Below are 13,786 nucleotides of genomic sequence, written 5' to 3'. Positions count from 1 at the left end.
TCTTCTAATACTTTACAATTCCGGTTTGAATTTGCCTGAAAACAAAAATGCAGCAGCCGGTTAAGGCTGCTGCATTTTACAAAAGCTTTCCGAAAAATCCGGGAGCTTTTTTGTTATTCAACGATCAGTTTGGATCGCATGATTCCGGATTCGGAAGAAACACTGATGATGTAAATTCCTTTTTCGGCATCATTTCCTAATTGCAGGGAAACATTTGCATTTCCTGTATTGTCCGAAGCCACCGTTTTGCTCTGCAGTATTCTGCCTGAAACGTTGATGACAGAGAAAGTTACTTCTTCATTTGCACCAAAATTCTTTGCATCAATATTAATGTTGCTGCCGAAATTCGGGTTAGGGAAAACGTTGATTTCTCTTTGCGTTATTTCAGGTTCCAGACTGATTTCTGCTTCCTCAGCACCTGTACGCTGATTGTTGTTGTTCACTTTAAAGATTTCGATACCTGCAAGTGCAAGCCTGTTGACATTAGGAGCATACTGGATGTTCAGTACGCCATCGCTAACCGTTGTGTTGAAATCTTTAACCAGTGCCGCTCGGTAACCAACTTCTTTAAAAATATCGAAATCGGATATGATTTTCTGATTTTCCATCGTGGCACTGAATACGCGCGCGCCTTGTTCCGACCAGTAATTTTCCACAAAGTGCATACGGACCATATAATTTCCATTTGCAAGCGGAATATTATATCCGGTTGAAGCCAAGTCTGTCGCAGCCGACAAGTAAGTCTGATAAAGCACATCAATGTCTGTTCCTTTTACATCGCTAAGCGTTACCTGCTTGTCAAGTCTTACAGATCCCGTACGGTAGTTAATGTCATTTTCATAAACATTTCCGCCAATGGTCACGTTGCTGTCCGAGCCGCCTTTAATCCTTTTCACAACGCTTACCGTAGAAGTGCTGTTGTTTGCGATTCCGTAAAGCGGAATGCGGAGCGGCGTATTTGCATTGTTGTAGTTAATCAGCAATTCTGCATTTTTAATTCCGACGCTGCTCGGGCTGAACTTCACGCTTACAGGCGTTGTACCTTGTGCGGAAAGTGTTGTTGTGCCCGGCGCTCCGACGGTGAATTCACTGGCGTTCGGCCCTGAAATTCGTACGCTTTTGATATTGACCACAGGATCCGTTGAACCGTTGGAGTACGTTGTTCCTGTGTTTTTAAGCGTAACGTTTACAGATGCACTTGCGCCCGTTAAGGTCGGATTAAAGTTGACTGCAGAAGTTGAACTGGCCAGATCAGAGTAATTAACTGTTCCCGATTCCGGTTTTACGTTCTCGATGTAATAGATAAGATCCTGATAATCGTAATTGGTCGCCGAGTTGTTGATGTAGTCCACATTCACAAAATAGGCATTCGGGACAACATTTCCGTTGCGGTCAATTACTTTCAAAAACCGGATACCAATCAGATTGCCTGTATTTTTTGCTCTGTCAGACCAGGATGTCGATCCGATTTTGATACCAAAAGAACCGGACGGCGTAAAGGAAGCCTGAGCCAGTTTGGTAGCGGAATTTCTAAGCCTTGGAGACAAAGACTGTCCGTCAAGTTCGCTGTGCGTAAACAAAGTCGTCAATGTGCCGCTTCCTTTGGCATGGTACTTGAAAGATTCAACCGAGGCGCAGCAGCCATGATATGCCGCCATCTGATACACGGTAACAGGCTTGCTCTGATCCGCTCTTACAAAGTAGGAAGCAGGAACTTCATGTGAACTTGGTACCACTGAAGTTCCTTTGATGGATCCGTCATTGGCTCCGTAACCTGTTTTGGATGTAAATCCGAATGCATTGATGATTTCCTGTGCATAAGGCTCGTTTTTGCCTTCGCCCGCTTTCTGGTACAAGCCATGCAATACTACTTTCTTCACCGGTGCATCCTTGTCGTTGCTGTTGATTGTCAGTGTATCATGAAATACTTTAACCCTTGTTGAAGCATCTTTGGCAATAAACTGAACCGTAACATCCACATAATTGCCGCTGCTGATATTCACCGGGTAGGACGGCGAAGTGCTCGTATTGACAGCAGCGATTTTCCAGGCGGAAGTATTGGACAAATTCAGGCTGCTTATAGAAAGCTGTCCTGTTCCTTTGCTGTTTATTCTCAGTTTTACCTTGTCATGATTGGCGTTGTAAGCTGTTGTGTCCGGGCTTGTTCTTCTCCATGGTGTCTGGATCAGTGAAAAAGTAAGCTGGTCGTTGGCCGGGAAGTTATCCAGGTTTTTCAGCACCATATAGCCATTGCCCGAAGGAGCAGGTGGTGAATAGATGCTGAAAGTGTAAGCCTTGGAAATAGTCTGGTTATTGTTGCCATCCGTTGCTCTAACTGTCAGGCTGTAATTTCCGGGTGTATTAACTGTGAATGGAGCTGCGTAATTGGTATAAGCGCCGCCATTGATTGAATATTGGAAAGTTTTCAGGCCCGATCCGCCCGCATCCGCAGCAGTCAGGAATATTTTTGCTTCTTTGTCGTACACACCGGCAGATCTCAGCGTTCCCGTTAATCTCGCACTTGCTGTCGGATTTGTTGCATCTGTAACCGTAGTGGCCGGTACAATGGTAACATAGTTTATTTTACTGTTTAAAGCTCCTTTTGCATCAATGGTCAGCCGGCCGTCGCTAACTTGTACAACAGCCGTTGAAACCCGGAACTTGTTGGAGGAAGAAGGCGTGAAATCAGTGATTGCAGGCAATCCTTCAATATTGATCTGATGATTGCTGTCATAATAATTGTTGTCCCCTACACTTACCGTTACGCGGTAAGTGCCATTGGCAATCACATATTCCCAGTAACCCGGATCTGTATTATTGGCCGTTCCGTTCATGATCAGCAACGAAAGCTGGCTTGCAGTAACGGTTCCGGTTCTTAACCGCGTGTTGGTGGTATAATCAGCAGGCTGTCCGCTAACCGCTGAAAACCAGCCATAACCGCGACCTGCATCAAATGGCAAGCCGTTATCAGCCTTGTAACCGGAAGGAGCAGCGGTGCCCTGCGGACGAAAGTTTATGCTTGCAGTTTGTGCTGCTGCTGCAAGTGAAACCGCAGCAAAATCATCAAACGTATAGGTTATTGCCGAAGAGCCATTGCGGTAAGTTGCAAATATCCCTGCGTATAAATCTCCGCTTGTCAGGTTCATTCCGCTGATGCTTAGTGAAGAGGATGCATACTGGGTTCCGGTGCTCGCAAAATTGATTCCGTCCGTAGAGTAGAAGCCTTCTACGGTTTCAGCCTGCGTATCAACCACCATTCGCAGCGTTACAGTTTGGGAGTTCAGGCCACTGATGGTTTCCGTTCTGCGCTGGTCGGGGTTGGCCGTACCTGAAACGGTGCTGGAAACATCATTGGTTTCCTTTCTGAGCTCGACCTTGTTTCCGGTAATTCCCAGTTTGATAAAAGTCTTGTCGTTAAGCCCGTACCAAAGTCCGGCCTGCTGCGACTGCGTACCATTGTATGGATTGACAAGTTTTACCTGAAGCTGGATTTTTGAAGTCGGGCTGATCTTTGCGCCCAGTACATTCAGTTGATTGTTGTTGGTCAGGTAGTCAATTCCCTTACCTGCAACGATCTGCAGGCGGCCGCTTGCAAGCGTGATTTTAGAAGGTTCGTAGCCCGGTACCGATGCATTGGACGGCGTGCCGTCTACGGCAAGGCGGTTCCCCGAGTAAGCGTTCACGGTTGTAAAACCGGTTCCCTGTCCATTTTTGTCTGCAATGGTTCCGGAAACGGCCGAGTTAAAGGACAATGAAAACGGAAGATTAACGCCAACTGCAGTGCAGGCCAATGTACTTACCGGCGAGCAGCCGTCTGCAAGAAGTTTGTTGTTTTCCGTGGCAGACTTGCTTTGCACGGCAGAAAAAAGCACAAAGGACAGAATGGTCATCAGATGCATTTTTCCGCGTCGGGCAAGTAAATAAAAGGGTTTAATGTACATACATTTTGTCATAATTTGTTATTTTGATTTTGATGAGTAATAATTCATTAAATGTAATTCCGGGCAATTTTTAGTAAGGCAAATTCAATTCAAAAAGGCTAAGTGTGAGGTTAAAAAATGGATTGAATATTTTAGAAATTAATTAAAGATGAAACTTTATTCCGATTTCATTATTCCTGAAAAAGGCCTGAAAATATTAGAATACCAATCTTGTAAACTGGCCGTTTCTAATACTTAAACGACATTTTATATACGCGGGTTGCTTTGTCAAACTATTTATTTTTATCATTCTGAAACATCTTTTCTAAATGTAATCCATATTGGTTTTCTGATTTGCAATGGAAATTTGATTTAATAATTTGAAGTATGTTATAACCAGATCAAAGAGGATAAATACTTGATGAAGAAAATTGCAGCTGATTATTAACTCTTTGTAGTGCTTGAAAGAATGGCTGGCAATGCAGTAAATGATCAATGAACTTTTTACTGTTTATCACTTTACAAATATAAACCCGTTAAACTTAATCGAATTCAAATGATAACAAAAATGCTCAAAAATAATTTTACGGATCGAAAATATTTGCCGGAATGGACAAAATAAAATGTAAGACGGACAATAGCATCTTTTAAATTAAATTCCTTTTCGCCCTCATTTTAATTGTGTGAAACTTATTAGAAAATTATTAAAATTACTCACATGCAATATTGTACATTTTCAAAGTGAGGTTTGAGTAAAAAATTCAGATGCTGCTCTGATTTATATGGATATGCCGCTTAAAATATATAATAATGTTGTGTGAAGATTCTTTTCAAGCTGTACAAGCCAGCATAGTGGCAAATCTCTGATCAAGGTGCCGAAAACTTAAAGACCTCTTACAAACCACAAAGAAAAAGGCTGTTCCGATTTATTCGGAACAGCCTTTTTCTTCGACAAACTTAATTGATAATCACATTAGGGAACTTAGTTCGCGCTAATAGCGGTGACAACGGTATTGTTACTGATATTGCTTTCACCACCGCCAATTTTAAGAAGCGTTGCAGTGACTTTCCGGGTTTCACCACTAGCCAAGGTTGTCTGCCTATGCAGTGTAAAGCCTATTACTGCATTGCCTGCTGCCCCAATGGTAACTCCGGGTTTTGAAGTTATAAAGATATGCTGTGAGTCCTCGATAATATCCCAGTTACTATTTTGGTTGGCCTTTCCACCCAATACTTGGGATATTGTATTGTTTGTTTTCCACGTAATATCAAAGCCGGCTGGTTTGGTAATTGCAAACCTGACAGATTTGTAAGTAGGTTTGCCTTTAACTTCCCATATCGTAACAATAAAATCCCTGAGCTGCGCAACGTTGAAGTTTTGCTCATCCATATCAATGGTTGGTGTCAGATCGGGTTCGCAAAGTGCAGTGTTGACAGCCACGGTTACTTTGGCCGTTGAACTGGCGGTATTATAGCATTGATTTAGTGCGTCATAAAAGAAGGCATAATAAGTACCCGCAGTAACAACAGATGGATTAGTGATCGCCGTACCCGTATGTGCAGCATTGTCAAACCACACGAGCGAAGCACCTTGTTTAACGGGCGGATTGCCGTTAAAGGCGTCGCTTAGGTTTGCGGTATTGATGTTACACCCTATGCTTAACGTTTTTACCGGAACGGTTATCTGCGCATTTCCTGCCCAGCATGGCGGAGCGCAGGCCTTGATAGCAACTTTAACCTCAAAAGATGGATTACTCCAGCATGCAGCATTATCAGACTCGAAAAAAGCATAATAGCTTTTAGAGGTTGCAATAGCAGATGGGTTAAGAACGGTGCCGCCGGTATGATTTGGATTATCATACCAAACTACCTTGCTGCCTGCTGGTGCATTGGTTCCATTAGTCAGTACAGAATTAAGATCCACGGTCATTGCAGGGCAAGTATTTTCTAAAGTCTTATATGCTTGCTTTGGATCCGGCAAAATTTCAGGAGCTTTAGAACCTGCTACACATAAATCTATAACAGCATTTTCCCCGATATCCAAGCTGGCAGCTCCATGAAGAGTGGAGCCTTGAATAAAATGTGCTGTAAAAGTAATCGTGGCCGAATTACTTAGAGCAGTGAAAGGCATCTCCATTTTAATCCATTTATCTCGATTGGCAGCGGTAAATGTAATATTTTGCTGCGCGGAAGTCGCCTCAGTAGGGTCTATTGCAGCTTTGAATGAACCTGCATAGTCACCCATTGGTTCTTGCGGACTTGAATACCGGGTGGTCAGTATGAAGTAGGTCAGTTTATATTGATGACCTGGTACCAAACCATCAATATTCGTGGTTACTCCCTTGTCAGAAGCATATTGGTAATGAGTGTTGATGGAAAGAAAGTTACTAGCTCCTGACGGCAGGGCAGGTATGGCTGTCTGCCAGGGATAGTCCGAGGCTCCTCCCAGATGGGACTGCGTTGAAACATGGATCCGGCTTGGGTCATTGTTCAAAGCAAAGAAACCGAAAGAAGTCTTACCCAGACCTGGTTGATCATCAGTCTTATACATATGTTGAGCCATTGCAAACTCAAAGCTCGCCAGCAGTATGAATAATAGAAAAAATATCTTTTTCATTTTTGTTAAATTAAATCATTCAAGAAATAATGATACTAAGTGTGTTGAAGTTGCTTCTAAGTAAGAATAGGACATGAAGGGGACTGGTGAGTGTAATCCAACCAGTCCCGGATGAGTCCCTGGATCGCTTGTTTACTTTGCAACAATTATTTTATAGCTGTTAATTGCCCCTCCGGTGGAAGTGATATGTACAATGTATATTCCTGCCGGCCAACCTTTTACATTGATGTTTTTGTCAAGGTTTCCCTGCGACTTGTACACTGAGTTTCCAGCTGTATTGGACACGCTGATTTCAGATGCTTTTGACCAGTCAGCCATATCAATGCTTAACAGATCCGATACCGGGTTAGGATAAAGTGCTACTGACGCAGAAGTATCAAAGTGTAATTTACGTATACGGCTATACGCACTGGTTCCGTCTTTATCAATCATGTGCAAGCGATAGAAGTTCTCGCCGGCAAAAGGAGCCTTGTCCACAGCCGAATACGAAATCAGTGATTTGCTTTCACCTTGTGCAGTAACGATCTGGAAAGTCTCCCATTTTTTTCCATCCGCACTTTTTTGCACTTCAAACCGGTCACTGTTTGTTTCTTCAGTCGTTTCCCATTCAAGTAAGGCAGACGCTTCTTCTTTTTGAACCCTGAAATCTGTAAGTGTTACTGGCTGAGGTTCTTCAATGACTTCCATGCCGGTTGTACTGTTATCATTATCGGGATGGTTGCCTACTGTTTGCGGGCCATTGAAAGAGAGCGATGCAGTAATTGTGGAAGACACAGGTGCCAAAATTGTTCCTTTAACAATAACGTGAAATGTTTTTGCCTGCCCGGCTGCAAGATCGATGTTATACAAAAGCTTTACACTATGCAGGTTTTTTGAAACGATTGATAATCCTGTAAGAGGTGTATTATCATCATTTTTAACGTCCACAATATCCAAGTATTCCGGAACTGAAATGGTTGGCCGCAGTTTATTGGCTGGTGCGCTAAGTCCGCCAAATGACTCATTCAACAGCTTTACTGCGATATATCCTTCCTGATTCTTTATAAGTTTATTAGGCTGGCCAAGTATATTGATACTCACATCCTGTGCGCTAAGTTGCTGGCAGAAAATTATGCTGGCAAGCAAAGCTATATTGACAAATGAAAATTTCATCTCGTTAAATTTAATATGTTATTAACTAGTTATTAGCTTCTACGGATGTAACAGTATTGTTGTTCAGGTCGTTAAGATCTCCACCTGAACCGGCTACAATCGTTGGTGTAATGTTCTGGGTTGTATGAACAGGCACACCATCCTTCCTTTTAATATGAAAGCCGATTAATGCCTGACCATTGGCCGGAATGATTACGCCTGGCTTGGATTTAACAAAAATCAGATTATCGTTTTCAGAAAATTCCCAATTGCCATTTTCGTTAGGTGTGATTCCCGATACGTTTGAATTGCCGCTGAAAATCGGATAATTAATATCAAAGCCGCTTAATTTTGTGATCGTAAATTGAATCTGTCCCGAAGTAGCGCCTCCATTGATTTCGGAAACTTTAACAATAAAGTCACGTTCTGTACCTGTAGTAAAGCTGCGATCATCCATTTGCATGCTTGGCGTCAAATCTGTACAAGCATTAATCGTTACCGTAACTCCATTTTCTGATAAGTCTGTATTGTAACAGTTCATAACCGGATCCCAGTAAAATGGATAGTACACGCCTGCGCCTACTGCCTCCGGATTTGCAACTTTGGTCGGATCCGTATGCGTAGGATTATCAAACCAGACAATTACAGTGTTAGGCAATGGGTCTAATGACTCAAGAGCGTCATTCAGATTGACTGTATTTGAATTACATACATTGGTAAGGTTTTTAGTAGTAATCTGAACCTCTCTGGTACCATCAATGGAAGCCGCGCAGAAGCAGTCATCTTTTACCCATACACTGGCCTCCGATTGAGCCGTATTGTAGCAGTTCATAGCCGCATCATAATAAAAAGCATAATAGGTACCCGGACCTACCGATTTCAGGTCTGCGCCACTGATTTGCTTTGGGTTGGTGTGCGTTGCATTATCGAACCAGACCAGCTCAGTTCCTGCCGGTTGATTGCTTACTGTAACCGTAGAAAGATCAAATTTCAAATCCGGGCAACTGGCTGATGCAGATGTCTGGCTTAAAGTTGCCTGTGCAGTGCCTGCTTTACAAACTTGTGGCGGAATACATATGATTTTGTCAACGGTAACGACCGCAGTGGAATTGTTGGTATTGTAGCAATCATTTCCTCCGTCATAAAAGAAGGCATAATAACTTCCTGCTGGCGCTTTGGTAGGATCTGCAACCCAGGTTCCGGGATCGTGCGTTGGAGTTGTATACCATACCAATTCAGCACCTTGCGGAATAGTGCCTGTAAAAGTGCTCGTAAGGTCTCCTGTTTTTACAGGGCAAACTGGTGTAATTTTCGTTGAATTTAAAACTACTTCATTAGTGCCCGACTTGCATAGATCAGTGATGCTTTCAATGATAATGTTTAAAGCTGCATTTTCAACTAAATTTGGCATAGGCGAAATTACTAGTAACTCATCCGTTTTAGTTGCTTCAAAATGAAAATATGACTGATCCCAAGTATCTTCATTTACTATTTGTGTATTTTGCACATTAGGTTGTCCTTCAATGCGTATAGACATGCCACTTTTGTATTTTCCAATAACCTCTTGCGGCACTTTGTTTATAACATACTCACTAGTCATATGTCGATATCCAATTTTATATGGATGCCCTGTAAGCAATCCTGTAATTGGCATTTTAACCTTGGGCAAAATTGGATAATTGGGCTTACTGAAAATAGTTAAAAACTTATTTGCGCCGTCAATCTTAGTTGATGATCCATTACGATACCATTGGTATGCATTCCCTCCCACGTGAGTTGAGCTAGATACAGCTGTTTCGGCAGCCTCAGATATCCAGCCATCTGGCAGTTTATTCAAGCCATAGCTTCCTTGATTCGTAGGCGCAATCTTTGGCTGGGCGAACAGAAGACCATAACTGAAAATCAGCATGGTTAAGATTAGTGTAATTTTTTGTTTCATATCATTTTAATTTAGTTTTTAAAAGCTGAAGTGTGATCAGCTAGATCCAATTTCCTGCAATGATATGATCTATAATTTTATGATATTTACGTACTTACCAACAGGCATATTCTGGTTACCAAGTGGTTATTCTTATGACGTATCTGGGGATTATATCGGGTAAGCTGAGGCAGATAGGATACAGCAGAAGCTGCCGGGATCATCGGATATACGTCCATGCACAGCAAATCTTTGTAAAAGCAGAATAAATTTATTGCTCCGCGAATCTTTTGTGTACGGAGGCTTAAACAATGGCACGTTATTTACATAAAAATATACAGTAACAATTAAACTGTTTAATGTATGCGTTGGCAGGATTTACGAAGAAGTGGAAATGTTGAAGACCGTCGCGGAATGTCCGGCGGCGGCAAATTTGCAATTGGTGGAATCGGGGCAATTATCATGCTGGCAATCGGTCTGCTGACCGGTCAGGATCCCGGTGAGATATTATCGAACATACAAGGAAACCAGACAACAGAACAGGCGCAAACCCGTCCGCCGGGGCCGCGCCCGGATGACAGAACGGCTGATTTTGTATCTGCGGTTCTGGGTAGTACGGAGGATGTCTGGACCGAGATTTATGCAGCCAATGACGCTCAGTATGAAAAGCCGACTTTGCAGATATTTGAAGATGCCACGCAGAGCGGCTGCGGAGGAGCCTCTTCAGCCATGGGGCCGTTTTATTGTCCGGCTGACCACAAAGTATATATCGATCTTGATTTTTGTAATGAACTCAGAAACAGGTTTAAGGCACCGGGAGATTTTGCTGTCGCTTATGTTGTAGCGCATGAAGTGGGGCATCATGTACAGAATACAATGGGAATTTCCGAGCAGCTTCAGGCACAGCGCGGACGCATCAGCGAAGCTGAGTACAACAAACTTTCTGTCAAACTGGAACTTCAGGCTGATTTTCTTGCCGGAGTATGGGCAAACCATGCACAGCAGATGAGCAACATTCTCGAACCGGGCGATATTGAAGCTGCGCTTACTGCCGCCAATGCAATCGGCGACGACAAGTTGCAGAAGGAGTCACAGGGATATGTGGTTCCGGATGCTTTTACGCATGGTACTTCACAGCAAAGAATGTACTGGTTTAAAAAAGGTTTCGAAACAGGCGACCTGAACCAGGGAAAATACGAGGACATAAGGTAATGAAAATCAAAGCCGGGTAATGATTACCCGGCTTCTTTTATGGCCTTGAAAAGCTCGTCTGAAAGTGATTCGACAGAGGCTTGTTTTCTTAAAATTCTTTTGATTCCCAGATTACTTATTGTTTCCTGCGTAATCAAAGGTTCTATTCCGGACAAAATAAATATGCTGGTTTCTTCCAGTTCCGCAGCATTCCTCAGAAGCGGAATGCATTCGTTCGCGTCCATGTAAGGCATATGCCAGTCCATAAAAATGTAATCAGGAACTGTAAAATGATCGTCTTTTAAAATACTGACTGCTTCCGGACCGCTGGAAGCAAAAGTACAGTTCACATCCGGAAAGACCTGTTTTAGTGCATATTGAAACAGTTCCTGATCATCCGTATCGTCATCAATTAAAAGACAAGTTACATTTCCTTCCATGGCATTATGCTGTTAAGCTATTAATATGCATTAGCTCCACAATTTTTATGCCTCGAAAGCCTTTTATAACCATTTTCAGTAACAAACTTTTCAAAAGGATCAATTGGCCGATGCTGCAATGCGCTGCGGAAAACAAAGGCTTGTTTAAATGGCCGGATTTACATCTGAATCGGCCTTTTTTACAGTATTCAGAATAGAAAAGTTATTCTGCTGAACAGAATTTTTTAATTCGTTATGCCTCAACTCCATACCGGATTTTTAATGTCGGAAAAATCTTCCGGATACCGGTCACATGCCAAAAAGTAGACTTGGGATGTCAAAAATTACATTCGGGACAACTTGTGTTTTACAATGCCTGGCGCAAACATCAAATTTGTATCACGCTGGAAGACGGGATACCTCACTCACAGCAGGATAAACTAAATCTGTTAGCCATGAAACATAATTCTACTCCGGATAATTTCGGCTTTTATGCTGAGAGAAAATGCATGTTCCTGCGCTGAAAACAGCAGTATGAAATCCTGAAAATGAAAACAGGCGAGGGTAGTGACCGGCATGCACGTATAACCGCTTCCGTCAGCTGATCGTAATTACAACCAAATTTTATATGCTGTCAATGAAACGTTTGCTGATTGTGTTTTTACTGTTTGCCGGAATGCTTGGAGGATGTAAAAATGATCCGGATAAAATGATTGATGAGCCTCGGGAACCGGAATGGGTTGTTTATAACGCTGCCAATTCCAGGCTTCCCGATAATCAGGTTAATGCCGTTGTCATTGATAAAAGTGATGTTAAATGGATCGGAACAGCCAACGGGCTTGCCCGGTTGGAAGGCACAGACTGGACATTGTACAATCCCGGAAATTCCGGCTTGCCATCAGCCACTATACAGGCACTTGCCGTTGAGGAAAACGGCGCCGTCTGGGCGGGGACCGACAAGGGACTTGCCAGATTTGATGGTACGAACTGGGCAGTTTACACAACAGATAACAGCATGCTGGAAGATAATGCCATTACAAGCATTGTGCATGACAGCCAACGGAAGATAACCTGGATCGGAACGGAAAAAAACCTGGCAAAATTCGATGGCAGCAAGTGGGAAAGCCTTGATCTTGCTGATAACCTGATCATTTCTCTGGCCGTTGACAAAAACGGGGCGCTTTGGGCGGGCACTTTCAATCACTTTGCCTTTATCGGAGGAATCAGCAAGTACGATCAGGGAAAATGGACTGTTTCCCGGCTTGACCTTAAAGGTTATCCTTCCACTTTCCCGTTTGCTCTTGCGGTTGATAATCAGAATGCCGTGCTGGCCGTGTTGGGCGGAACTTCTGTAAAAAGTGTGGTCCGCATCAGTGACGGTTACTGGCAGGAAGTCCTGCGGCCGGTAAAAGCAACCGGTTTGAAAACCATTCTGCTGGAAGGGGATAAAATCTGGGTTGGAGGAAACACGCTTGCACTGTTCGGCAATGCCGATGCCGAATGCCTGACCGTACCCGAATCAGGTTCCAGTATCAGTGCAATGGCACTTGACAGTAAAGGCAGAAAATGGCTCGGTACCGTTTTCGAAGGAATCGCAGTTTATCAGACATCATTAAAACAATAAATTATAACAGCCATGAAAACAACAATAATGAATCCATTTTCCAAAGTTATTACACTTGCAGGCAGCAATGCCACCAATCTTGTACCCGTATATACCCCGGGCAAAGTGCTCTGGCTGGCGGCTCACGAAATAACACATCTTCAGGGTGAGGGAAACTATACTTACATCTATACGCGGCAAGGCAAGAGGTATATCGTTTCCAAAACACTGAAAAATGTTCAGGAGATATTATGTGCAGATCTCCTAAGGGTGCATAAGTCATACGTGGTCAACCCGGAATATATCGCAGCACGCCTGGATGCAGATATGCTGCTGATGAGCTGCGGACATAAAGTTCCTATTGCAAGAAGAAGAATCAGAGAAGTTCAGGAACGGATTTCCATCGGGTACCTGGCCGTAGGATAGCCTTGGTTACTCCGGACCGAATTAAAAAAATAACCAGAAACAATTATTTCGTTTCTGGTTATTTTTTAGCCCAAAAATTCTTTGGGCTAAAATACGTTTGCTGCTGATGAAATCTACTTTCTGAAAGTAAGTTAAAATGATTGTCCGGAGAATTAATTGTTCAGCCCTCTTCCTGTTTTGTGCTGAAGTTCATCAATGCGCTTGGAGGCATCGGCTTTGCTGAGGTTCTCGTCAAATTCAACACCCGCTTCATCCGAAAGTGTTTTAAGATACGACTTTTGTGCACCTGTCATAGGCTCGTCGCCGGTCGTCCATTCATCCGGATCTTTAACCGTGTTTGAACCTTGTATATCCTGGTTTTTGTTTGCAGAATCTCCCTTCTCATCAAACAATTCTTCATTTTTATTACTCATTCAGTATAAACACCAGTAACAGGACGATTGTTCCTGTTGGTCTGGCCTAAATATTGTAAGAATCTGCGGAATAAAATAACTTGTCTTGGATTAGGTATAAATTCGCTTAAAAGTTCAAAATAAATGTATATTGAGAATGGAAGCCGAA

The 13,786-nt window shown here is 42.9% G+C and carries 9 protein-coding genes; 3 read left to right on the top strand and 6 right to left on the bottom strand.

The features are described 5' to 3' along the window. Nucleotides 1–113: 113 nt before the first annotated feature. From FEM55_RS22320 to FEM55_RS22305, 4 genes are all read right to left on the bottom strand, one after another. Complete coding sequence (locus FEM55_RS22320; protein ID WP_171036637.1) at nucleotides 114–3,941, bottom strand: malectin domain-containing carbohydrate-binding protein; 3,828 nt, start codon at nucleotides 3,939–3,941, stop codon at nucleotides 114–116. Nucleotides 3,942–4,902: 961 nt separating this feature from the next. Next, a complete protein-coding gene (locus FEM55_RS22315) occupies nucleotides 4,903–6,537 on the bottom strand; it encodes a hypothetical protein (RefSeq protein WP_138283538.1) in 1,635 nt (544 codons plus the stop codon). Nucleotides 6,538–6,669: 132 nt separating this feature from the next. After that, nucleotides 6,670–7,689, bottom strand: a complete 1,020-nt coding sequence (locus tag FEM55_RS22310; protein ID WP_138283537.1) for a T9SS type A sorting domain-containing protein — start codon at nucleotides 7,687–7,689, stop codon at nucleotides 6,670–6,672. 25 nt (nucleotides 7,690–7,714) lie between these two features. Then, entirely contained in the window at nucleotides 7,715–9,607 is a 1,893-nt protein-coding gene (locus tag FEM55_RS22305) for a hypothetical protein (protein WP_138283536.1), read from the bottom strand. 342 nt (nucleotides 9,608–9,949) lie between these two features. Between FEM55_RS22305 and ypfJ the strand changes: the two genes are divergently transcribed. Further along, nucleotides 9,950–10,798 carry a KPN_02809 family neutral zinc metallopeptidase gene (gene ypfJ / locus FEM55_RS22300; protein WP_138283535.1) on the top strand — a complete coding sequence of 283 codons (849 nt, stop codon included), beginning with the start codon at nucleotides 9,950–9,952 and terminating at the stop codon, nucleotides 10,796–10,798. Between the two features lie 23 nt (nucleotides 10,799–10,821). On the opposite strand, the gene FEM55_RS22295 is transcribed toward ypfJ, so the two are convergent. Beyond that, nucleotides 10,822–11,217: a response regulator gene (locus FEM55_RS22295; protein ID WP_138283534.1), complete on the bottom strand. Its 396-nt coding sequence runs from the start codon at nucleotides 11,215–11,217 to the stop codon at nucleotides 10,822–10,824. A 607-nt stretch (nucleotides 11,218–11,824) separates the two neighbouring features. On the opposite strand from FEM55_RS22295, the gene FEM55_RS22290 reads away from it, so the two are divergent. Together FEM55_RS22290 and FEM55_RS22285 are read left to right on the top strand one after the other, a co-directional pair. Continuing rightward, nucleotides 11,825–12,820: a ligand-binding sensor domain-containing protein gene (locus tag FEM55_RS22290; RefSeq protein WP_138283533.1), complete on the top strand. Its 996-nt coding sequence runs from the start codon at nucleotides 11,825–11,827 to the stop codon at nucleotides 12,818–12,820. A 12-nt stretch (nucleotides 12,821–12,832) separates the two neighbouring features. After that, entirely contained in the window at nucleotides 12,833–13,225 is a 393-nt protein-coding gene (locus FEM55_RS22285; RefSeq protein ID WP_229209377.1) for a LytR/AlgR family response regulator transcription factor, read from the top strand. Between the two features lie 152 nt (nucleotides 13,226–13,377). On the opposite strand, the gene FEM55_RS22280 is transcribed toward FEM55_RS22285, so the two are convergent. After that, on the bottom strand, nucleotides 13,378–13,638 hold the full coding sequence (locus tag FEM55_RS22280) for a DUF3072 domain-containing protein (RefSeq protein ID WP_138283532.1): 261 nt from the start codon (nucleotides 13,636–13,638) through the stop codon (nucleotides 13,378–13,380). Nucleotides 13,639–13,786 lie beyond the last annotated feature (148 nt).

This window comes from Dyadobacter sediminis (assembly GCF_005860765.1).
Taxonomy (GTDB): domain Bacteria; phylum Bacteroidota; class Bacteroidia; order Cytophagales; family Spirosomataceae; genus Dyadobacter; species Dyadobacter sediminis.
Note: the sequence above shows the minus strand (reverse complement) of the source record. Positions and strands in the feature narration are given on the sequence as shown.